The sequence below is a fragment of the Agrobacterium sp. 16-2014-1-2a genome (assembly GCF_053522705.1).
Genome location: NZ_JBNWBX010000001.1, coordinates 1,224,275 through 1,246,934, shown reverse-complemented (window position 1 = coordinate 1,246,934; position 22,660 = coordinate 1,224,275). Strand labels below are relative to the sequence as shown.

The following is a 22,660-nucleotide window of genomic DNA, read 5'->3' as shown; positions in this document are numbered from 1 at the left end:
CGCTGGTCTTGCTAAGTCCGCGACACTCTTTTGCAACAGATTAAAGTCCTTATCCCATGCCCGATCTTCTGCTTGAACTTCGCTCCGAGGAAATCCCCGCACGCATGCAGCGCAAGGCGGCGGGCGATCTGAAGAAACTCGTCACTGACGCCTTGGTGGAGAGAGGGCTGACCTATGAGGGTGCGCGCGAATATTGGACGCCGCGCCGCCTGACGCTGGATATTCGCGGCCTCAATGCCCGCTCCGCCGATGTGCGTGAGGAAAAGAAGGGTCCGCGCACCGATGCCAACGAAAAGGCGATTGAGGGCTTTCTGCGCGGCGCTGGCCTTAATGATGTCTCCGAGGCTCAGGTCGTTTCCGATCCGAAGAAAGGCGATTTCTACATCGCCATCATCAACAAGCCCGGCCGCCCGGCGGAAGAGATCATCGCCGAGGTGATGCCCGGCATCATCCGCTCCTTCCCCTGGCCGAAATCCATGCGCTCCGGCCCGGCCTCCATGCCGAAGGGTTCCAGCTACGCCGGCATTGAAGGTAAGGGCTCGGAGAGCCTGCGCTGGGTGCGCCCGCTGCAATCCATCGTCTGCCTGTTCGGCCCCGAACATGACGAAACCCAGGTCATTCCCTTTGTCATCGACGGCATCGTCGCTGGCAACGTCACCTATGGCCACCGTTTCCATGCGCCGGGTCCGATCACCGTGCGCCGCTTCGAGGATTATGTCTCCAGCCTTGAAAAGGCGAAGGTCATTCTCGATGCCGACCGCCGCAAGGATATCATCCTGCACGATGCCAAGGATCTGGCATTTGCCAACGGCCTTGAGCTGGTGGAAGACGAAGGCCTGCTGGAAGAAGTCTCCGGCCTTGTTGAATGGCCGCAGGTGCTGATGGGCACTTTCGAGGAGGATTACCTGCAAATCCCGGCGGAAATCATCCGGCTGACCATCAAGACCAACCAGAAGTGTTTTGTCACCCGCAATCAGGGTGCGGAAGAGGGTCTTTCCAACCGCTTCATCCTCATCTCGAACATCGAGGCAAGCGACGGCGGCAAGGAAATCATCCATGGCAACGGCAAGGTCGTCCGCGCCCGCCTGTCGGATGCCCGCCATTTCTGGAACCGTGACCAGGGCGATCTGCCTGATCTGGAGACGCTGAAGGATTCGGCTGCGAAATTTGGCCTCGATCTCAAGAAGCCGCTCGACCAGCGCATGGCCAAGCTCGATGCGCTGAACGTTACCTTCCATGCCAAGCTCGGCACTCAAGGGCAGCGTGTGGCCCGCATTCGCGAACTGGCCAAGGCTCTGGCCCCCGTCGTCGGTGCCGATGCTGCTCTGGTGGACCGCGCCGTGGTGCTGGCGAAAGCCGACCTGCGCACCGAAGCCGTCGGCGAATTCCCCGAGCTTCAGGGCCTGATGGGCCGAAAATACGCAACCTTGCAGGGCGAAAACGAAAGTGTCGCCGCGGCGATCGAGGATCACTACAAGCCGCAGGGTCCCTCCGACCGCCTGCCAGCCGACAAGGTGGCGATCACGGTTGCTCTCGCCGACAAACTCGACACGCTCGTCGGCTTCTGGGCCATCGATGAAAAGCCTACCGGTTCGAAGGATCCCTTCGCACTGCGCCGTGCGGCGCTGGGCGTGGTTCGCATTCTGCTTGAAAAGAACGTGCGCCTGCCGCTCTTGAGCGTCGCGAAGGATACTGACCTCCTCTCCTTCTTCCACGACCGCCTGAAAGTCTATCTGCGCGACCTCGGCGCCCGTTACGATCTGATCGACGCCGTCCTGACGCCGGAATCCGACGACCTGCTGATGATCGCCCGCCGTGTCGAGGCGCTGACCGCCTTCATCACCGGCGAAGATGGCCGGAACCTGCTGGCCGGTGCAAAGCGCGCCACCCAGCTTCTGGCCGCAGAGGAAAAGAAGGGCACCGTGGTTGCGAACAGCGTTTCAGAAAAACTGCTGAAGCTCGACGCCGAAAAGGCGCTTTACGCGGCGATCAAGACCGCTTCCGCCGATGCCGCAAAGGCCGTCGAGACGGAAGATTTCCGCTCCGCCATGCAGGCGCTTTCGACGCTTCGCGCGCCCGTCGATAAGTTTTTCGAGGATGTTCTCGTCAACGACGAGGACGCGGCCATCCGCGCAAACCGTCTGGCGCTGTTGAAGGCCATTCGTGAAGCCACCGGAACGGTTGCGGATTTCTCGAAGATTACGGGGTGAGGCAGGGTTGCCAATGGTAATGTTTATGTTACTATTTCTCCATGAAGGTCGTTGAATATCTGGACCCTAACGGATCGAGCCCATTTGAGCGATGGTTCGTGAAGATCGACGCGCGTGCAGCGTCGAAGGTAACGATGGCCGTGACCCGGATGGGGCAGGGCAATCTCTCCAACGTAAAATCCGTTGGCTCCGGTGTTCTCGAATACCGGATCGATTATGGCCCCGGATATCGTGTCTATTTCGGGCGTGACGGTGATGAGCTGGTGATATTGCTGATTGGTGGAACCAAGGCACGGCAGCAGAACGATATCGAAGCGGCCAAGGCCTTTTGGCAGGATTATAAATCCAGAAAGGGCGCCCACAAGGGTGCCGGGATGGGTGATTGACATGGCGCTAACGCGGGAATTCAAACAGACAGTCAAGGCGAGGGCGGAAAAAGACCCAGCCTTCCGGGCGGCTCTCTTGTCGGATGCTGTGGAACTGTTGCTGGAGGGAGATGTCGAAACCGGCAAGTCGGTATTGCGAGATTTCATCAACGCCACGATCGGTTTCGAGACTTTATCCAAACACGTGGATGTGCCTGCGAAAAGCCTGATGCGCATGTTCGGCCCGAAGGGAAATCCCCGGGCCGATAATCTGTTTAGTGTCATTCAAGCGCTTCAGAAGAACTCGGGTATACATCTCGCTGTCGCAGCGGCCTGATGATCACCAAAATCCTAATCAGCGCCTGTCTCCTCGGCCAGGCGGTCCGCTATGACGGCAAGGGCAAACCTCTCGTACACCCGGCGATAGACCGCTGGCGGGATGAAGGCAGGCTGGTGGCGATCTGTCCGGAAATGGCGGGCGGGATGCCCGTGCCGCGCCCGCCGGCGGAAATTGAGAATAGCGCTTCCGGTCTCGATGTGCTGGAAGGCCGCGCCCGGGTGCTGGAAGTAACCGGCGGCGATGTCACAGCGGAATTTATTGCCGGTGCGGAAAAGGCGTTGGCCCTCGCTAAAGCCAATGGCTGTACGCACGCGCTGTTGATCGACGGCAGCCCGTCCTGCGGATCGGTCGCGATCTATGACGGCTCGTTCTCCGGCATCAAACATGCGGGCAATGGTGTGACGGCGGCACTGCTTGAAAGAGCGGGAATTGCGGTCTTTTCGCCTGCCGATATCGACCGGCTGGATACTTCGACACGTTGAAACAAAAAAACGCCGGAGTTTCCTCCGGCGTTTTCGTTTATCCATCACCTCGGCGTATATCACCCCGCCATGCGCATCTGCTCTGCCATGCCGTGGAGTTGGTTGCCGGAGGAGACGCGGAAGCCGCGGATGAGGTTCAGTAGCTCTTCGGTATCGACGGCCAGCGCTTCCGCCGAAGCCGTGGTCTCTTCCGCCATCGCCGCATTGTGCTGGGTGGCGACGTCGAGTTGGTTGAGCGACGTGGAGATAGAGCGCAGCGTCGTGTCCTGTTCGGCCGCCGAATGGGCGATCTTGCCGACGATCTCGTTGGCGGATTTGATCTGGTCCGAGATGCGTTTCAGCGCGTCACCGGCTTCGCCGACAAGACGCACGCCGTTTTCCACCTGGTTGGAAGAGCGGGCGATCTGGTCCTTGATCTCCTTGGCGGCGGCGGCGGATTTCTGCGCCAGTTCGCGCACTTCCTGTGCCACCACGGCAAAGCCCTTGCCCGCTTCCCCGGCACGCGCCGCTTCCACGCCCGCATTCAGTGCCAAAAGATTGGTCTGGAAAGCGATGTCGTCGATCACGCCGATGATGTTCGAAATCTGATCGGAAGATTGTTCGATGCCGCTCATCGCCGCAATCGCTTCTTCCACCACCCGGTCGCTGCGCATTGCTTCGGAACTGACTGTCGTGACGCGCTTGGCGGCGTCGGCTGCACCTTCAGCCGTCTGGCGCACCGCAACCGTCAATTCGTCAAGCGCGGCAGAGGTTTCCTCTAGATTTGCCGCCTGGCGTTCGGTGCGCTGCGAAAGCTCGTTGGAGGCCTTGCGGATTTCTTCCTTCGAGCCGCCGATATCGATGCTCTTGGAATTCACCTTGGCCATGGCGGCGTCGAGATGGGTCAATGCCTCGTTGAAGTTGTCGCGCAGCGCGGCGTAACGGTTGCCGAGATCGGCGCAACGCACGGTCAGATCACCGCCGGCGAGTTTTTCCAGCGCCTCGCCAATGGTGGTGACGACACGCGCCTGCAATGCGGCCTCGTCGCGCTGCATGTCGAGGTTGTTCTGGCGCTCGGCGTTGAGCTGCTGCTGCTGCTCTTCCTCCCGGCGCTGCATGGCGTGGCGCTCCCGCACCTTGTCCTGAAGCGAGGCCGTGGCCTTCGCCATCATGCCCACTTCGTTGGTCAGCCCGGTATGGGGTATGGTGAGCGAGACGTTCTCATTGGCGACTTCACCCAGCGCCCTGTGAATGTCGCCGAGCGGCTTCGAGATCCCCCGGATAACGTAGAAGGCGGCGGCAAGTGCCAGCACGAAGATGGCGGCACCGATGGACAGCGCCCTCATCACCTCGCCACGAACCTGGGCATTCAGATCATCGATGTAAACGCCGGTCACGACCACCACCTGCCATGGCTCGAAAGCAAGGGCGTAGGAGCTTTTGGCGTAGTCATTGCCTTCCATGCCGGGCTTCGGACCGTAGAAATCCGTCTGGCCGCCGCCGTTGCGGCCAAGCCGTACGAGCTCGTCACGATACTGGAAGCCCTTGCTGTCCGGCTTGCCCTTGTAGTTCTCGCCGACACGCTTCGCGTCGGGATGGAATTTCATCGTCACGTCGTAGTCGTAACCGAACAGATAGCCATCCGGGGTGAACCGCATGGCGCTGACGGTGGCGAAGGCCTGCTTCATGGCGTCTTCGCGTGAAAGTGTCCCGGCCTTTTCCTTGTCGTGGAAGGATTGCAGGATGGAAATGGCGGATTGCACCTGTGTTCGCAGCATGCCGTAGCGTTCTTCATAGATCGCGTCGGTGGCGGATTTCAGCTGGTAAAATGTTGCTGCTGCGAAGGCGGCCATAAGGGCCACCACGAGCACGATCAGCTGACGGGAAATGGAAAGATTCTTCATGGGCGCTCACAAGCTTTTGCGTCGCGAGCCGGAAAAAGCCGCGCGCTGCCGAAGTTTCGAAAATGGGAAGGCGCCTGATGCGCTGTGAGCAGCCTGAAAGCGAAAGTCCGCTCCAAGCCCTCATGTCGTGCTGCATCGCACTATGAGGTCACTTAGCGGCAAAAAATTTGAATAAATATTTAATTAGCAAAAGCTTTATGAGCGTGCTTGGCAGAATAATGGATGCATAATTTATTATTCACCGGATGGTTGCTGTGCACTTCGAAAAATGCAGCGATGACGCGATTATTTGACTTTTGTCATCAAAGACGCCGCCGACACTGTCGGTCAATTGCCGCGCAATTTGAAATCCTGGAAATCGGGTGCCGCCATTGCTGATGCGCTTGACGGTGCCGTGGCATTGGCCGCCGAAATTGTCTTCGTCGCTGCCGTGGTCGCGGTCATGTCTATGCCTGCTGGCGTGGCTGCCGTTTCCTCGGGGGGAGTGCCAGCTTCACCCTTATCATAGGTGGCAATTGCGGTGCCGGGGGTTTCCTGCGGCATCCAAGCGGGATTGGTGCTGACGAAGGTGACGGGCGCGCCGCCAAGCCAGGCCTCGGTGCGCACCAGCGTGCGCTTACCCTCGATTTCACGCATTTCCGTGTGCTGCGTGCCCGGCTCGATGGAGGGGACGGCAAAGCCCTCGGGGGCAGGGTTGTCCTTCACGGGCTGGCAGCGGGCGCAGTCGAGACGAACGAAGCTGCCATTGCTGGTGTGGGTGCCGTTTACATATTCGATGGAAGACGCCATCGCAGACCCGCCGGTCAGCGCGACAACCGCTGTCAAAAGAAGATGACGCATCGAAAAACCCCCGAAATGACGGCGCAGCCTCACGATCGAGACAGAATGCGCCCTTCAATGTTCGGCAGATATTATCGGTCTTTCGTTTCCATCAGGTCAGCAAACTTGGTAAAAATTGAGCGAAATCTGCGCCCCGGCCGCTGTATGCCTTGAATGGTCAGACTTTTTCGCGCGCCACGGCCTGCCAGCCGATATCGCGACGGCAGAAGCCGTTTTCCCATTCCACCTTGTCCGCCAGCGCATAGGCGCGCGCCTGCGCTTCCGTCACGTTCTTGCCAAAGGCGGTGACGTTCAGCACGCGTCCGCCCGTCGCCACCAGTCTGCCGTCCTTCAGCGCCGTCCCGGCATGGAACACCTTTGCCTCTTCGCTGGCATCGGGAATATGGGCGATGGGCGTGTTCTTGTCGTAGGCACCGGGGTAACCCTTGGAAGCTAGAACAACCGTCAGCGCCGCATCGTCGCGCCATTCCGCTTCTACCTTGTCCAGCGTGCCGGTAGCAGTGGCGTAGAGAATCGGCAGCAGGTCGCTCTTGAGGCGCATCATCAGCACCTGACATTCCGGATCGCCGAAACGCACATTGTATTCGATCAGCTCGGGGCCTTTGGCGGTGATCATCAGACCGGCGAAAAATACGCCGGAGAAGGGATTGCCGTCTTTCGCCATGCCAGAAATCGTCGGTTCGATGATTTCTTTCATGGTGCGCTCCACCATGGCTGGTGTCATCACCGGGGCGGGGGAATAGGCGCCCATGCCGCCGGTGTTGGGGCCGGTGTCGCCATCACCCACGCGCTTGTGGTCCTGGGCTGTTGCCAACGCCAGCGCGGTTTTGCCATCGGAAAGGCAGAAGAAACTGGCTTCCTCACCGTCGAGGAAAGCTTCCACCACAACCTCGGCGCCGGCAGCGCCAAAAGCGCCGTCGAAACAGTCGTCGATGGCGGCAAGCGCTTCCGCCTCGCTCATGGCAACCGTTACGCCCTTGCCGGCGGCAAGCCCGTCGGCCTTGATGACGATGGGTGCGCCCTGTTCACGGACATATTGCTTTGCGGGTTCGGCGGTCTTGAAACGCTGATAAGCCCCGGTTGGAATATCGTAACGGGCGCATAGATCCTTCGTGAACCCCTTGGAACCCTCAAGCTGAGCGGCTGCTTTCGAAGGCCCGAAGGTGGCAATATCAGCCGCACGCAGATCATCTGCCAGACCGGCAACCAGCGGCGCTTCCGGTCCGACGACGACGAAGTCGATCGCCTTTTCCCTGGCAAAGGCGATAACGGCGGCGTGGTCTTCCACGTCAAGCGAAACGAGTGTCGCATGGTCGGCGATGCCGGGATTGCCGGGAGCGGCATAAAGTTCATCGAGCAGGGGAGACTGGGCGATTTTCCACGCCAGCGCATGTTCGCGTCCGCCGGAACCGATCAACAGAACTTTCATGGTCAACACCCCTGCAAATTCGCCTGTAACCTTGTTTGAGGGGCGTTAAGGGCAGGGGGGCGAAAGGTCAAGGAGAAAGCGCCTCAAATGCCCGTCTTTCCCTCGAACTCAGCCTTTCCTGTGGAATCGTTGCCGCCTCTTGTTGTCACGCCACAATCAGACATTATGTTCGCCGCTCCAGATGTGACATCAGAGAACCCCATGACCGCAGATAATGCCCGCCTCGCCACGCTCATCGCCTCCGAAATCAACGCCCGCGCCGATCAGGTGAAGGCGGCAGTGGCGTTGCTGGACGAGGGAGCGACCGTGCCCTTCATCGCCCGTTACCGCAAGGAAGCGACGGGAGGGCTGGATGATACCCAGCTTCGAACGCTTGCCGAACGCCTCGTCTATCTGCGTGAACTCAATGCGCGCCGCGCCTCCATTGTTGATACCATCAACGGTCAAGGCAAGATGACGGACGCCCTGATGGTCAAGATCATGCAGGCGGGCACCAAGGCGGAGCTGGAAGACCTTTATCTGCCCTACAAGCCGAAGCGCCGCACCCGCGCCGAAATCGCCCGCGAGCGCGGTCTCGGTCCGCTGGCCGAAGCGATCTGGGCAAACCGCGCAGCCGATCCGGCAAAGCTTGGCGAGGCCTATGTGCAGGGCGAGGTGGCGGATGTGAAGGCAGCGCTTGAAGGCGCGCGTGACATCGTGGCGGAAACCATGACGGAAAACGCCGATCTTCTTGGACGCCTGCGCGACTATATGCGCCAGAACGCCATTTTCCGCGCCAAGGTGGTCGACGGCAAGCAGGCGGCAGGCGAAAAATTCTCCGATTATTTCGATCATTTCGAGCGCTGGGCGACAGTGCCGGGACACCGCGCGCTGGCCATGCTGCGCGGCTGGAACGAGGAAATTCTGACGCTGACCATCGATGTCGATGCGGATGATCCCTCTCCGGTCAAACCCGCGCAGCGTACCGTCGCGGCCGCCTTCGATATCCGCAATGCCGGCCCCGCCGATCAATGGTTGATGGAAGTGGCAGGCTGGACTTGGCGGGTGAAGCTCTCCATGTCGCTTTCGCTCGATCTCATGCGCGAATTGCGCGAACGTGCGGAGGAAGAGGCGATCAACGTTTTCGCCCGCAATCTCAAGGATTTGCTGCTGGCCGCACCGGCGGGCTCACGCGCCACCATGGGGCTCGATCCGGGCATCCGCACCGGCGTCAAGGTGGCCGTGGTGGATGGCACCGGCAAGCTGCTCGACACCACGACGGTCTATCCCTTTCAGCCGAGGAACGACGTGCGCGGCGCGCAGGCGGAACTCGCCATGCTCATCCGCAAGCACAATGTCGAGCTGATCGCCATCGGCAACGGCACGGGCAGCCGTGAGACGGAAAAGCTGGTCGCCGATCTGCTGACACAGATGCCGGCTTTGGCTTCCGGCGCAAAGCCCACCAAGGTCATCGTTTCGGAGGCGGGCGCGTCAGTCTATTCCGCGTCGGAACGGGCGGCGGCGGAATTCCCCAATCTCGATGTGTCCCTGCGTGGCGCGGTATCCATCGCCCGCCGCCTTCAGGACCCGCTGGCCGAACTGGTGAAGATCGAGCCGAAATCCATCGGCGTCGGGCAGTATCAGCACGATGTCGATCAGGGCCGTCTCAGCCGTTCACTCGACGCGGTCGTGGAAGATGCGGTGAATGCCGTCGGTGTCGATCTCAATACCGCCTCCTCGCCGCTTCTGGCGCGGGTTTCCGGCCTCGGTGCTTCGATTGCCGATGCCATCGTCGCACACCGCGACCAGACCGGCCCCTTTGCCAGCCGCAAGGAGCTGTTGAAGGTGCCGCGCCTCGGCCAGCGCACCTTCGAGCAATGCGCCGGCTTTCTGCGTATTCCCAACGGCAAGGAACCGCTGGATTCGTCCTCCGTGCACCCCGAAGCCTATGGCGTTGCGAATAAGATCGTTGCCGCCTGCGGTCGCGACCTGCGCACGCTGATGGGTGACAGCGCCACGCTGAAGGGGCTTGATCCGAAGCGCTTCATCGACGAACAATTCGGCCTGCCCACCGTAAAGGACATCATCGCCGAACTGGAAAAGCCCGGCCGAGACCCGCGCCCAAGCTTCAAGACGGCGACCTTTGCTGACGGCGTGGACGAGATCACCGATCTGAAACCGGGCATGTTGCTGGAAGGTACCGTCACCAATGTCGCCGCCTTCGGCGCTTTCGTGGATATCGGTGTGCATCAGGACGGGCTCGTGCATGTCTCGCAGCTGGCCGACCGTTTCGTGAAAGACCCGCATGAGGTCGTGAAAGCGGGTGATGTCGTCAAGGTCCGTGTCGTGGAAGTGGATGTGAAGCGCAAGCGTATTGCCCTCACCATGCGCAAGGACGGCGGCGAGGCGGCACCCCAGCCAATGCGCGAAAAGGGCAATGCGGGCGCCATGCGCCACGCGAATTCCAAACCGCAGGGACACAACGAAGGGTCGCAATCCGGTGGTGCTCTTGCTGCGGCTCTGGCCGAAGCGATGAAGCGACGCTGACCTCCGGTTGAAATGATTTCTATGGAAAAGCCCTGCCAGAAACCCCGGTGGGGCTTTTTGCTTGATGAAATCGTTCAATTTTTTTGAAATAAGACTATCTTGAAACTTGTGCCGAAAGGAATACGGTCAGAAAAATTGATAAGTGAGACTTAGCAATTGGGGGTGCCATGGCGTCGTCTCTGCATGTTCTTCTCGAAAAGATAATCAAGAACGGTAATCTTGTCGTCAATAGCCCGGGTGGTAGCCGTACATTTGGTAACGGTACCGGAACAAGGGTGGTTCTGAATTTCACCGACGAAGCTGCCATGCAGGAGATCGCTGCCGATCCTGCGCTGAAACTCGCCGAAATTTATATGGAAGGCCGTATGCAGGTCGTCGAGGGCGACATCTACGACTTTCTGGCGCTGGTTAAAAGCAACACGCTAAGCGAGGCGCTGTCCTTCGGCATGGTTTGGCGTGGTATGGCCCGCATCATCGCCGCCCGCATCAGGATGCATCTGCCGGTAAACCACAACAAGAGCAACGTCGCCCATCACTATGATCTGAGCGCCAAGCTGTTCGACATCTTCCTTGATGAGGACTGGCAATATTCCTGCGCCTATTTCAATCCGCCGGGCATCAGCCTTTATGAGGCGCAGGTCGCCAAGAAGCGGCACATCGCTGCCAAGCTGATGACGGAGCCGGGCCAGAGCGTACTGGAGATCGGATCCGGCTGGGGCGGCATGGCGATGTATATTGCCGAAAGTGCGGGTGCCGATGTGACCGGGATCACGCTCAGCGAGGAGCAACTGCGCGTTTCCCGCGACCGTGCAGCAAAACGTGGGCTTGCCGGCAATGTTCGTTTCGAATTGCAGGACTACCGTTACCTGCCTGCCTCGAAGAAATTCGACCGTATCGTCTCGGTCGGCATGTTCGAACATGTCGGGCCGACCCATTACCGCGATTATTTCGACAAGGTGGCGGAGGTTCTGGACGACAAGGGCGTGATGGTGCTGCATTCCATCGGCCAGCCCAGTCCGGCACTGGCGACCAATCCCTTCATCGAAAAATATATTTTCCCCGGTGGTTACATCCCCTCGCTCGCTGAGGTGCTGCCAGCCATCCAGAAGTCGGGGCTGCTGGTGAAGGATATCGAAATCCTGCCCATGCATTATGCGCATACGCTGCGGCACTGGCGCGAACGTTTCGTGGCGCGCAAGGCAGAGGCCGTAGCACTTTATGACGAGCGTTTCTTCCGCATGTGGGAATTTTATCTAGCGGGGTCCGAAATGGCCTTTACCCACGAAAATTTTCATATTTTCCAGATCCAGCTCGCCAAGGATCGCGACGCCGTTCCGCATAATCGCGATTACATTGCCCGCAACGAGGAAAAGCTGCTGGAGTTCGAAAAGACGCGGCCGCCGCTTGAGAAGGTTATGTTCTAAGGCTTGTCCATTCGCCACCGTCATGTCGGACCTGATCTGGCATCCAGCCAGCCCAAGTCCTCGGGCTGAAAGAAGGCTTCCTGCCGCGCAGACGCGCGACGGCTGAATTCCGGCTCAGGGCCGGAATGTCGGAAGATCTAATCGCCGCCTTCTCGCGCTGGTTAATGGAATGGAAACGGAATCCCTCTAATTCTACGCTTACCTGTTTGTATTGCGTTTCCTGGGGTTATTTTCATGTTCAAGCCATCAGCGGCCGTCGCCGCTTGTGTTTTATCGCTTTTTGCCGTCGGTAACGCCCATGCCGATGGCTGGTTTTCCGGCGACTGGTATTTGAAGCTCGGCGGTTCGGGTTTTTCTGCGCCGAAATATCAGGGCGACAACAAGAACGAATTCGGCTTTTCGCCCATCATTTCTCTCGGCCGTCAGGGTCAGGGCGCGCGTTTCACCTCGCGCAACGACAGCGCCTCGATCTCGCTGCTGGACAATGGCCCGATCAGCATGGGTCTTGCGGGAAAGCTGGTGTCTCCGCGTGACCAGAAGGATTCGGCCGATCTGAAAGGCATGACCCGCATCAAGCGCGGCGGCGAGCTTGGCGGTTTCGCCGAGGCTTATCCCACCGACTGGCTGCGTATTCGCGGCGAAGCCCGTCAGGGCATCCGCAGCCATAGCGGCGTGGTCGCCGATCTCTCGGCCGACGTCTTCACCGATATCGCCCCCGGTATCCAGATTTCCGCCGGCCCGCGCGCCACATGGGTCAGCAGCAAATACAATGAACGCTATTACGGCGTGAGCGCCGCGCAGACAGCGGCCGGCGCGCCATCGCCCTACAGCCCCGGCGGCGGCCTGCATTCCGCCGGCGTCGGCGCCGCCATCACCTGGAAAGTCACGGAAGCCGCTGAAGTTGGTTCCTTCGCCGAATATCGCCGCCTGACGGGCGATGCCGCCGACAGCTCGCTGGTGCGGGAGCGCGGCTCCAAGAACCAGTTCGTCGTCGGCGTCCAGGCAAGCTACAAGTTCGGCTTCACGCTGCCCTGAGGCGCGGCGAATATGCCCACCCCAAGCCCCGCCGCGAAAGCGTTGCGGGGCTTTTTTGTGTCTGCGGCCAAGTGCTGAAATCGATTCCGATTCGCCTGCCGATGCTGTAGAACCATCCCCATGGTTCACCACAGCGATTTGTCAGACCGCGTCTCCGACGCACCATCCAACAACTGGGTCTATCGGATTTTGCCGAGACCCCTCTGGCCCTATGCGCAGCTGGCAAGATGGGACCGCCCCATCGGCTGGCAATTGCTCATGTGGCCATGTTTCTGGTCCGCAGCACTCGCGGCCAATGCCGCGGTAGCAAGCGGCGGTTTTTCCTGGGGCACGCTGATCTGGCATTTGGCGCTGTTTTTCATCGGATCGGTGGCGATGCGCGGTGCAGGCTGCACCTATAACGATCTTGCGGACCACAAGATCGACATGGCCGTGGCGCGCACGCGCTCGCGGCCGCTGCCATCTGGTCGCGTGAGCAGGGCGCAGGCGAAGGTCTTCATCGTGTTGCAGGCGCTCGCCGGACTCGTGGTGCTGTTGCAGTTCAACGGATTTGCGATTGCCACCGGCATATTCTCGCTGGTCTTCGTGGCAATCTATCCCTTCGCCAAGCGCTTCACCAACTGGCCGCAATTTTTTCTCGGCCTTGCCTTTTCCTGGGGTGCGCTGATGGGCTGGGCCGGGCAGTTCGGGTCCATCGCCTGGCCTGCTGTCCTGCTTTATGTCGGCTCCATCGCCTGGACGATCGGTTATGATACAATCTATGCCCATCAGGACAAGGAAGACGACACGGCAGTGGGCATCGGTTCAACTGCGCTGCTGTTTGGAGACAACACACATCGCTGGCTAGTTTTTCTTTATGGCACAGCCCTTGTCATGATCGCCCTGTCCTTCTGGGGAGCGGGCGTTAACCTGATCGCCTATAGCGGCCTTGCCGCCGCCGCCATCATGCTTTTCCGGCAGGTCTGGGTGCTCGATATCGACGACGTGGCGCAATGCCTTGTGCTGTTTAAATCCAACAACCGCGTCGGCGTGCTGATTTTCGCCGGCCTCATTCTGCCGCTTCTGTTGGCGTGAGGTTGTTGAAAGGTAGATGCAAAAAAGCCCGGCCGCGATATCCGCGCCGGGCTTTTTATTGTTTTGTCTGAAGATTATCAGCTGCGGGCGATGATTTCCTTGCCCTCGATCTTCATGCTCATGCCGAGAGAACCGGTGGAGCGGCGCACGAGGAAGCGCGGGCGACGATCCGCGAAATAGGAGTGCCGGCGACGGGGGCGGCTGTTCTTGGTGCGCACCTTGCCGAGATGTTCTTCCAGCGGACGGGCGACGCCATCGGCCTCCACCATCAGCATCGGAATGCGGTAGGCTTCCGACCAGCTGCGCCAGTCGGCGGCGATATCGCAAAGATCATGGGCGACGAGAAGTGGAACGCAAAGTTCCGGATCGTCGTGGTGAAGCTCCAGCGTCACCGTCACCTGTCCATCACCATGGTCGATGGCGCGGGCGGCAACGCCCTTGAAAGCGCGGGCTGGCAGGGCGAAGGACAAAGGCAGGCCGGAAGAGGACAGGACCTTTCGCAGAACGGCGCCCCGTTCATCGAGCGTGACGGCAACATCGGTTGCGCCATTGCCCCTGCCATAGGTGACCTGTTGCGGAAAACGTGCCGGGTCGAGTCTGAGTGTGGCGACGGCCCAGTCGGGCTTCAGAACGGTCTTGGTCATGTTTATTCTACCCTTGTTTTACCTGAGAGCCGGTTTCCGGTCTTCTCATCGGGACTTTTCGTCCTCTGATGTCAGGAGAATATCCGCCGCATGTTCGAGACTGCTTAAAAATCGCGGTTAAGAAAACTTTGCATTCCCAAATGGTTAGCAAAACCCACCGTGGCATGGTTTCGCTGAGGTAAAGCCGATTGAGACAATGCGATTTTTCTCGGTCCCGAAACTGTGCTCTTTCAAGCTCCGGGCAAGGCGCGTCATGCACAGTCGCGCCAAGGCCTGCCGTGCGTCCGGATGGAGGTGTGGTGGGCGAATTCAAAACCGGAGCCGGCCGTATCCAGCGTGATGCGCGGTGCTCCAGGGGGCATTCGCATGGTATCGACTTTTCTGAGCTACGACCTCATCAACCGCGATATGAAGGCAAGCATTTCACGCGTGTCGCAGCAGGGGATCGTCGAGCGGCAGACGAAATATTACAAGGAAAACATCGGCAATGTAAAAAGCGTCGACGAGTTCCTCAATAACTACCAGCTCTATTCCTATGCCATGGATGCCTTCGGTCTCGGCGAGATGACCTACGCCAAGGCCTTCATGAAGAAGGTGCTGGAAAGCGACCTGAACGACCAGAACAGCTTTGCCAACAAGCTGACCGATGAACGTTATCGCGAATTTGCCGCATCCTTCAACTTCACGCAGTCCACGACCACGGTGCAGACGGAGGCGCAGCTCGACAAGATGATCGGGCTTTACGACACCTCGATCACCAACCTCGATGACAGCCTGTCCGAAGAAACCCGTTATTATAAGGCGATCATCGGAACGGTCACGAACGTCGACCAGCTGCTTCAGAACGATAGAACCCGCGCCTACATCTTCGAGGTCTTCAGCATTGATGAGAAGACCTACAGCTATTCCCACATCAAGGGATTGATGACGAGCGATATCGATGACCCGAACAGCTATCTGAACCAGAAGTTCGGCGCGGCCTATTCCGCTGCCGTGGAAAAGCTTACGACCAAGGGCAATATCGAGTTGCATGGGGATGTGACGGATCGGATAACGGCCATCGATACCGCGCTGGCTGATACCACGCTGACCGCCGAACAGCGAACCGCCCTTGAAACAGAGAAAACCACCCGGCAGGATCAGCTCACCCAGCTTGAAGCCGTGCTGCCGCCGAAGGACCAGTGGGCGGCGACCCTTGCCTCCATCACGGCGGAGCAGACCCAGCTCTCCAATACCGTCTCGCAATATAATACGATGGCGCAGATGGCCCAGGCTTTCGAATTTGCCAATGACGGTAGCGTTGCGGCCGGCCAGGCGCAGACGGCCGACAACGTCAAGATCCTGACCCAGGCCTATGTAGGCAGTGCCCCGCGTGTGACCCCGACCGTTGCCACCTTGAACAGGGATTATTTCGAATCGAAGATCGGTTCGATCAAGACCGTCGATGAGTTAATGGCAGACCCGCGTCTGGTGAATTACATCAAGGTCGCATTCGACCTGAATGACTTGACCATAGTCAATGCGACGATCGAGAACATTTTGACCAGCGATCTCAGCGATCCCAACAACTATATCGCCAAGTTCGGCAATGGCGACAAACGTTACATCGCATTGCGCGAAGCGTTCAATTTCAAGGCGGATGGAACGCTGCCGGACGGCACGGCACCACAGACGACGACCCAGACCGTTACCACGACCAACGGGTACATGAACCATTATAACGACAAGGACGAAGCCGCTGACGAAAACGCTTTGAAGCTGTTCAAGAGCGATATTGCCAACGTCAAATCCGTTGCGGACTTCCTGGAAAGCAGCGCGGTTTACACCTATGCGCTCAAGGCGGTCGGCCTCGATCCGACGAAGGTGAATATTGCGGACGTTCGTAGAGCCTTGACCAGCGACCTGCTGGACAAGAAGAGCTACGTTTATGCGCTGAAAGACGACCGTTACGTCAAACTCGCGGAACTCTTCAACTTCAAGTCTGACGGATCGCCAGGCTCTCCGGTTCTTGCGCAGTCCGAACTTGAAATTCAGAGCATGTCGGTCGACTACATCAAGAAGAAATCAGCCTTCGGAACAGACCAGGAAAAGGAAGCCGCCAAGAAGGAGGCGGAATTTTTCCGTTCGGAGCTACAGAAGGTCAAGACGCTCAGCGATTTTCTGGGGAATGATCGCCTGACGAAATTCGCGATGGAATCGCTTGGCATCGACCCGACGAAGGTCACCAAGGACCAGCTGCAAAAAATGTTCACGTCCAATCTGGATGACAAGGACAGCTATCTCAACAAGGAGATGGACCCGGCTTTTCGCCGTCTCGTCACCGCGTTCAATTTCGACACGGACGGTAATATCCTGCGCGAGGATCGAAGCTCCATCCAGACGCGTCGCGGCCTCTACGAGACGCTGGACAATTATCTGACGCAGACGCTGGAGACGCAGGCAGGTGAAGAAAATGCGGGCGTGCGTCTGGCGCTCTATTTCAAGCGAATGGCGGCGGGAACAACGTCCTATTACTCCATTCTTGCCGACACCGCGATCCAGAACTTCATCACGACCACCTTTGGCATTCCCGATGAACTCGGCAATGCCGGGGTCGATACGCAGGTGGCGATGATGAAGAAATATTTCGACATCGAGGACTTTCAGGACCCCGATAAGGTCAAGAAGCTGATCGCCCGTTTTACCATCATGTACGACGACAAGCAGAACACCACCAACCCGATCATGATGCTGTTCAACGGCAGCGGCTCGGTGGGCATCAGCGGCGACACGCTGCTGGCTGTCGCATCGCTGCGTGCGCGGTAGGTTGCAACGCGAAGACGGACGATGGAAAGGCCGAGCTTACCCGGTTAAGGCGTCTCACACGCCCGCATTTGCGCGCCCATTCACCAGCCGGGCAGCATGTGCCCGGCGCGCAGGCGCGGCATCTTCGGGTAGGTCTTCACATCGTTATCCAGCTCATCGGCGACGTTCATCGGAGAGATGTTGTCGAGGCAGGCGGTGATGTGGTCTGTAATGGCGTTCACCAGCGAGGGCGACAGGCCGGGCCGTTTCATCAGGCCGATCTGGACCGGCGGCAGCGGTGGGAAACCGTCCGAGGCGGTCAAAACCTTCATGCCGGTACGCAGCGCCGATTCCGGCAGCACGGAAACCGCCATGCCTGCCAGCACGGCGGCGGCAACCACGGTGGAAGACCAGCTGGTGAACAGCACCTGATAATCCCGCCCGTCGGCATCGAGCGCCGAGCAGGCAAGTTGGCGCCAGTGACAGTCGCGTCGGCCGACAGCCAGCGGCACTGGCGCATCATCCTTCAGCGGATGGTTCGCGGAGGTGACCCAGCAGAGTGGCTCGGTGCGCACGACATCGGAGGAGCGGGCGCGGGGATTGTGGGTGACGAGTGCTATATCCAGCTCGCCGCGCGCCATTTTTTCGGCAAGGCTCACCGAAGGTTCGCAGACGATGTAAAGCTCGACATTCGGATGCGTCTTGGCGAAACGCCCGATGATCTCTGGCATGTAGCGGTCGGCATAGTCGTCCGGGGTGCCGATACGCAACGTGCCCTCGAGCCTGTTGTCATCGAAGGCCGCAATCGCCTCGTTGTTAAGGCGAATGATGCGGCGGGCATAATTCATCAGTTTCTCGCCCTCGGCCGTCAGGCGGTTGCCGCGCCCGTCCTTTGCAAAGAGCTGTTTGCCGATCCGCTCCTCAAGCCGCCGCATCTGCATGGATACGGCGGATTGCGTCTTGAAAACGCGCTCAGCGGCCTTGGTAAAGCTGCCGGTATCGACAATGGCGATGAAGGTGTGCAGCTGGTCTATGTCGAGAGGTGCGGACATTGATACTCATCCATCAGAATGATTGATGCCTCACATTAGAAACATTCGTTGGACTGATCAATAGTCTTGCGACATTTTGACACCCAGCAAATCAATCTCAACCCCGGGGCGGGCACATCGTCAGGCCCCCAACCCAAGGCAGCTTCCCGCGCACGGTGCGTCGGGAGCGGTGCCGCATCGTGCCGTTACGGAAGGATCATTGTTATGCGCACGGCAGAACGGAAAATGGAACTGGAATTCGCAACCGGCCAGCAGAGCGACACCCTGCGTCGCATCGCTTTCGGTGTTGCTTCCACCGTGAAAACGTTTGTGCAGCGCATCTACAATCGTATCGTCGCAAATGGTCTCACGGAGCTTGACGATCGCCTGCTCGCCGATATCGGGCTGGCGCGCTCGGATGTGACCAACGCGCTCAATACCGGCTTGCTCGAAGATCCGACCGCCCATCTGACCCGCGCCGCACGCACGCGCTCAGTCACGCGGTTCAAGACGCTCTAGGCTTGTGTTCGTGCAATTCCGGCGTACCTCCAGACGCCGGGATTGCTTGCGAACCGATAAGGTTTTCCCCGCAGGGTGATTTGCCAATAACCCTGCCTTTGCCCGGTGTCAGGCCCCTCGGCCGCACCGGGTTTTTTTATGGCAACGCCTTGCCTGTCTTGCGCACTGTCCGGACGTAAAGCCGCTGCGCAGTTTCAGCGAAATGCTTTAATACTGATATTCATCGAATACTGGCAGCACCGTTCCACCCCAGCGGCCGTTATAGAGCGCAAGCAGGTCTTCGGCGAGCGTGGTCTTCTTGGCAAGAACCTCGTCCAGCGAGGACAGGAACACGGTTTCGTCCTGGCCTTCGCCGTTCAGCCGGTTGCGGTTCTTGAGGCCGGTGCGGGAAATGTCGAGCACCTCGCGGGCGAAACCGAGAAGCGGCTTGCCGGCGATCTCCGCCGCCAGCCCCTTGGCCGGCACGGTATTGCGAAGGGCGATGACCTCATCGAAACTCCAGCCGGCTGTCAGCGCATCGGCTGCGTCAAGCGCTTCCTGATTATAGAGAAGGCCGACCCAGAAAGCGGGCAGGGCACAGATGCGTCTCCATGGGCCGCCATCGGCACCGCGCATTTCCAGAAAGCGCTTCAGGCGCACATCGGGGAACAGCGTGGAGAGATGGTTCGTCCAGTCACCCATGGTCGGTTCCCATTCGGCGATTTCACCCTTTAACGCCCCGTTCATGAACTGGCGGAAGGTGACATGGGTGCAATCGTGATACTTGCCGTCGCGCACGATGAAATACATCGGCACATCCAGCGCCCATTCGACATAATCCTTGAAGCCGAAATCGTCATTGAAGGTGAAGGGCAGCACGCCGGAGCGGCGATTGTCGGTATCGCGCCAGATATCGCCGCGCCAGGAAAGCAGGCCGTTCGGCTTGCCTTCGGTAAAGGGCGAGGATGCAAACAGTGCGGTTGCCAGCGACTGGAGCTTCATGGAAACGCGCATCTTCTGGCGCATATCCGCTTCGGAAGAGAAGTCGAGGTTAACCTGAATGGTGCAGGTACGGTACATCATGTCGAGACCCTTGGTCCCGACCTTCGGCATGTAGCGCGTCATGATCGCGTAGCGCGATTTCGGCATGCGCGGTGTTTCGTCATAGCTCCACAGCGGGCTGCCGCCAATGCCGAGAAAACGGATGCCCATCGGCTCCGCCACTTCGCGCAGGGTCGCCAGATGCTGGTTGGATTCCTTGCAGGTCTGATGCAGGTTCTCGAGCGGGGCACCTGACAGTTCGAACTGGCCGCCCGGCTCGATCGATATGGCGCCCATGCCGTGCTGTTCGCCAAGTCCGATGATGTTTTCACCATCCATGATCGGCTCCCAGCCGAGCTTTTCCTGCATGCCCTTCAGCAGAGCGGAAATGCTGGCCTCGCCGAAATAGGGAACCGGCCGGTTGCCCTCGCGGAAAAAGGCGAATTTCTCGTGCTCGGTGCCAATGCGGAAGTCGGCTTCAGCTCTGCAACCGCCGGCCAGATAATCTGTAAGCTCCGTGACGGAGGAGAGGGGTGTCTGGTCGGTCGTATCGCGTGCCATGGCTTACCTTGTTATGACGTCTCTGTTGCGGCGAGGCATATGTGTGGCAGATAGAGCCGGATCGTATCCGGAGGCAAATGAATTTCTTTTAAAGATGCATGAAGCGCAATGGTTCAGCGCATGTCGCGTAAAACTGTGCAGCGGTTTTGCGATAAAGACATGTGCCAGATAGGTCAATTCCAGTCGCCGATCGATGCCTGAATGACCGCAAGGGCTGCGACCGCAGCCGTATCGGCCCTGAGGATACGCGGCCCAAGCGGGATGGGGGTGACGAAGGCAAGGCTGCGCAGCAACTCTCTTTCCTCTTCGGAAAACCCGCCTTCCGGGCCGACCAGAAGAGCGATTTTGCGTTCCTTGATGGATTGCAGGACAGGCAGCGGATTTTGCCCCGCGTCGCCCTCGTCGCAATAGATGATCCGTCGATCCTGGGGCCAGGTCTCGAGCATGTCTTTCAGTTTCACCGGCTCGGCCACGCCAGGCAACGACAGGATGCCGCATTGCTCGGCGGCCTCGATGGCATTGGCGCGCAGCTTTTCGGTATTGTGGATCTTGCCCTGCACATGCTGGGTCATCACCGGCTGCAAAAGACCGGCCCCCATCTCGACCGCCTTCTGCACCAGATAATCCATGCGTCCGACTTTCAGCGGCGCAAACAGGTAGTGCAGATCCGATGCCGGCGGCTGGGGCCGTGTCTGTTCCAGAGGGATGAGGGTAATCTTCTTGCGGCTCGGAAAGGAGAGCCTCGCCTTCCATTCGCCGTCGCGGCCGTTGAACAGCAGGATTTCCGCGCCATCGGTCATGCGCAGCACATTGGCGAGATAATTGAACTGTTCGGTCGTCGCTTCCTGCGCCGCGCCCGCAACAAGCGGGGTTTCGACGAACAGGCGTTGCATCCGGAAATTTGCGCGCATGGGACTTTTCGGTTTCAGCGTCAGAGAAAGAGGAAGGACATAAGCCAATATAACAGTGCTGCAAGCGTAGCACTTGCGGGAACGGTCACCAGCCAGGCGGCGATGATGGTCATGAAGTGGGATCGCCGGACGAGATAACGGCGGCGTATCTCGGAAGGATTGTCCAGATATCGATCGGCCCGGCGGATTTGACTGGTGCCGGCCTGGACGAGTTCCTGCCGCCGTCGAGACGCTTGCGTGTACCATTCGCGGAAGAAGCCGACGCCGAACACGGCGCCGATCGCCGTATGGGTGGTGCTGACCGGCAGGCCGAAGCGTGATGCGACGAGAACCGTCAGAGCCGTAGCCACGGAAACGCAGAAAGCGCGCATCGGGTTAAGCTTGGTGATCTGTTCACCGACAAGGCGGATGAGGCGCGGGCCATAGAGAAGAATACCGCAGGAAAGCCCGAATGCGCCCACCAGCATCACCCAGAGCGGCGCGCGGGCGGACGTCTCCACTGCCTCGTCGTGCAGTGCTCGCACGATTGCCACCACCGGGCCGATGGCGTTCGAAACGTCATTTGCCCCATGCGCGAAGGACATGAGGCCAGCCGCAAGAACGAGCGGCCACTGAAACAGCGTTCGAAGCGACTGGTTGCGGTTTTCCAATCCCACCGATTGTTTGCGGATGATCGGCACGCACAGCCGCCAGGCGACGAGGCCGGTCAAAAGCCCGATGCCGCTTGCATGGCCAAGCGAGACATGCACGATCTGCCTCAGCCCAACCCAGATGAGATAAGCGGTGAAGACCCCGGTCATGATGCCGATCAGAACAGGAACCCAACGCTTCGCGGCGTCGATCTTGTCCTCCCGGTAGATGATGAATTCCTTGATGAAGGCAAGGAGGGCGATGGCGATGGCCGCGCTTATAAAGGGCGCTAGAACCCAGGCAAAGGCGATGCTGCCAAGCGACAGCCAGTCGACTGCCCGGATGCCATAGGCCGCCATTCCAGCCCCCGCAACGCCGCCAACCACCGTGTGGGTGGTGGAAATCGGCGCTTTCGTCCAGGTCGAGATATTGACGAGAAGGCCGGCGGCGAGAAGGGCCGACAACATAGCCCAGGAAAACACGGTGCGGTCGGGAATGGTCTGGATGTTGATGATGCCGCTGGAAATGGTCTCGACGACGTTGCCGCCGGTGATCAAGGCACCCGCGATCTCGCAGATGGCGGCGATGATGAGTGCCGCTGCAAGCGGCATCGCCTTGGCGCCGACCGCCGGGCCGACATTGTTTGTCACATCGTTCGCGCCGATGTTGATTGCCATATAGGCGCCGATGGCAACGGCTGCGATGATGATGACGGCGCCCGCCGTGCCCGTGACGAAGGCGCCCGCAAATATCGCCGCCAGAACAACGAACATCACCCCCGCACCAAGGCCGGCAAGCTGCTGCGTGACGTGCAGCGTCGCCTCTTCGACACGGGTGATCTTCTCGAGATCCTTGTCGAGCGTCGGCTTCATGTTCGGTGGCGGCTTCATTGCCATTCAGACCTCGTTCGCCAGCATTCCCATTCGTCCGGCAATGTCGCGGGCTGAAGGCA

18 protein-coding genes are annotated in these 22,660 nt (G+C 59.3%); 10 read left to right on the top strand and 8 right to left on the bottom strand.

Annotated features, from left to right (window positions below; all coding sequences use genetic code 11):
* The first annotated feature begins 56 nt into the window (after positions 1–56).
* Genes glyS through ACQZ45_RS06260 form a run of 4 tightly spaced genes read left to right on the top strand, consistent with a single transcriptional unit; the run spans position 57 to position 3,397 of the window.
* Entirely contained in the window at positions 57–2,210 is a 2,154-nt protein-coding gene (gene glyS / locus ACQZ45_RS06275) for a glycine--tRNA ligase subunit beta (protein ID WP_113291974.1), read from the top strand.
* 41 nt (positions 2,211–2,251) lie between these two features.
* Positions 2,252–2,596 (top strand): type II toxin-antitoxin system RelE/ParE family toxin, encoded by a 345-nt coding sequence (locus tag ACQZ45_RS06270; RefSeq protein ID WP_003515189.1) that lies wholly within the window; start codon positions 2,252–2,254, stop codon positions 2,594–2,596.
* 1 nt (position 2,597) lies between these two features.
* The gene (locus ACQZ45_RS06265; RefSeq protein WP_003515190.1) at positions 2,598–2,912 is read left to right on the top strand and encodes a helix-turn-helix domain-containing transcriptional regulator; all 315 of its coding nucleotides are present in this window, start codon (positions 2,598–2,600) and stop codon (positions 2,910–2,912) included.
* On the top strand, positions 2,912–3,397 hold the full coding sequence (locus ACQZ45_RS06260) for a 2-thiouracil desulfurase family protein (RefSeq protein WP_174061602.1): 486 nt from the start codon (positions 2,912–2,914) through the stop codon (positions 3,395–3,397). Before ACQZ45_RS06265 ends, ACQZ45_RS06260 begins: the two co-directional genes overlap by 1 nt.
* A gap of 59 nt (positions 3,398–3,456) precedes the next feature.
* Here ACQZ45_RS06260 and ACQZ45_RS06255 read toward each other — a convergent pair whose 3' ends face one another.
* The 3 genes from ACQZ45_RS06255 to purD all read right to left on the bottom strand — a co-directional run bounded on the left by ACQZ45_RS06255 (position 3,457) and on the right by purD (position 7,549).
* Positions 3,457–5,280 carry a methyl-accepting chemotaxis protein gene (locus ACQZ45_RS06255; protein WP_025592543.1) on the bottom strand — a complete coding sequence of 608 codons (1,824 nt, stop codon included), beginning with the start codon at positions 5,278–5,280 and terminating at the stop codon, positions 3,457–3,459.
* A 327-nt stretch (positions 5,281–5,607) separates the two neighbouring features.
* Entirely contained in the window at positions 5,608–6,120 is a 513-nt protein-coding gene (locus ACQZ45_RS06250; protein ID WP_113291972.1) for a plant virulence effector HPE1-like domain-containing protein, read from the bottom strand.
* Positions 6,121–6,277: 157 nt separating this feature from the next.
* A complete protein-coding gene (gene purD, locus ACQZ45_RS06245; RefSeq protein ID WP_113291971.1) occupies positions 6,278–7,549 on the bottom strand; it encodes a phosphoribosylamine--glycine ligase in 1,272 nt (423 codons plus the stop codon).
* Positions 7,550–7,750: 201 nt separating this feature from the next.
* On the opposite strand from purD, the gene ACQZ45_RS06240 reads away from it, so the two are divergent.
* From ACQZ45_RS06240 to ubiA, 4 genes are all read left to right on the top strand, one after another.
* The gene (locus ACQZ45_RS06240; protein ID WP_003515195.1) at positions 7,751–10,075 is read left to right on the top strand and encodes a Tex family protein; all 2,325 of its coding nucleotides are present in this window, start codon (positions 7,751–7,753) and stop codon (positions 10,073–10,075) included.
* Positions 10,076–10,242: 167 nt separating this feature from the next.
* A complete protein-coding gene (locus ACQZ45_RS06235) occupies positions 10,243–11,499 on the top strand; it encodes an SAM-dependent methyltransferase (protein WP_003515197.1) in 1,257 nt (418 codons plus the stop codon).
* A 234-nt stretch (positions 11,500–11,733) separates the two neighbouring features.
* Positions 11,734–12,534, top strand: a complete 801-nt coding sequence (locus ACQZ45_RS06230; protein ID WP_003515199.1) for a MipA/OmpV family protein — start codon at positions 11,734–11,736, stop codon at positions 12,532–12,534.
* A gap of 120 nt (positions 12,535–12,654) precedes the next feature.
* Entirely contained in the window at positions 12,655–13,608 is a 954-nt protein-coding gene (gene ubiA / locus ACQZ45_RS06225; protein WP_003515201.1) for a 4-hydroxybenzoate octaprenyltransferase, read from the top strand.
* Positions 13,609–13,685: 77 nt separating this feature from the next.
* Here ubiA and ACQZ45_RS06220 read toward each other — a convergent pair whose 3' ends face one another.
* Entirely contained in the window at positions 13,686–14,252 is a 567-nt protein-coding gene (locus ACQZ45_RS06220) for a DUF6101 family protein (protein WP_003515202.1), read from the bottom strand.
* Positions 14,253–14,618: 366 nt separating this feature from the next.
* Here ACQZ45_RS06220 and ACQZ45_RS06215 point away from each other — a divergent pair, with 366 nt between their 5' ends.
* Complete coding sequence (locus tag ACQZ45_RS06215; RefSeq protein WP_003515203.1) at positions 14,619–17,057, top strand: DUF1217 domain-containing protein; 2,439 nt, start codon at positions 14,619–14,621, stop codon at positions 17,055–17,057.
* 80 nt (positions 17,058–17,137) lie between these two features.
* Here ACQZ45_RS06215 and ACQZ45_RS06210 read toward each other — a convergent pair whose 3' ends face one another.
* Complete coding sequence (locus ACQZ45_RS06210) at positions 17,138–18,088, bottom strand: LysR substrate-binding domain-containing protein (RefSeq protein ID WP_003515204.1); 951 nt, start codon at positions 18,086–18,088, stop codon at positions 17,138–17,140.
* Between the two features lie 204 nt (positions 18,089–18,292).
* Between ACQZ45_RS06210 and ACQZ45_RS06205 the strand changes: the two genes are divergently transcribed.
* Positions 18,293–18,586 (top strand): DUF1127 domain-containing protein, encoded by a 294-nt coding sequence (locus ACQZ45_RS06205; RefSeq protein ID WP_003515205.1) that lies wholly within the window; start codon positions 18,293–18,295, stop codon positions 18,584–18,586.
* A gap of 207 nt (positions 18,587–18,793) precedes the next feature.
* Here ACQZ45_RS06205 and ACQZ45_RS06200 read toward each other — a convergent pair whose 3' ends face one another.
* The 3 genes from ACQZ45_RS06200 to ACQZ45_RS06190 all read right to left on the bottom strand — a co-directional run bounded on the left by ACQZ45_RS06200 (position 18,794) and on the right by ACQZ45_RS06190 (position 22,604).
* Positions 18,794–20,167 carry a glutamate--cysteine ligase gene (locus tag ACQZ45_RS06200; RefSeq protein ID WP_003515206.1) on the bottom strand — a complete coding sequence of 458 codons (1,374 nt, stop codon included), beginning with the start codon at positions 20,165–20,167 and terminating at the stop codon, positions 18,794–18,796.
* Between the two features lie 173 nt (positions 20,168–20,340).
* Positions 20,341–21,078: a 16S rRNA (uracil(1498)-N(3))-methyltransferase gene (locus tag ACQZ45_RS06195; protein WP_003515207.1), complete on the bottom strand. Its 738-nt coding sequence runs from the start codon at positions 21,076–21,078 to the stop codon at positions 20,341–20,343.
* A 20-nt stretch (positions 21,079–21,098) separates the two neighbouring features.
* A complete protein-coding gene (locus ACQZ45_RS06190) occupies positions 21,099–22,604 on the bottom strand; it encodes an inorganic phosphate transporter (protein WP_035252035.1) in 1,506 nt (501 codons plus the stop codon).
* Between the last annotated feature and the right edge of the window lie 56 nt (positions 22,605–22,660).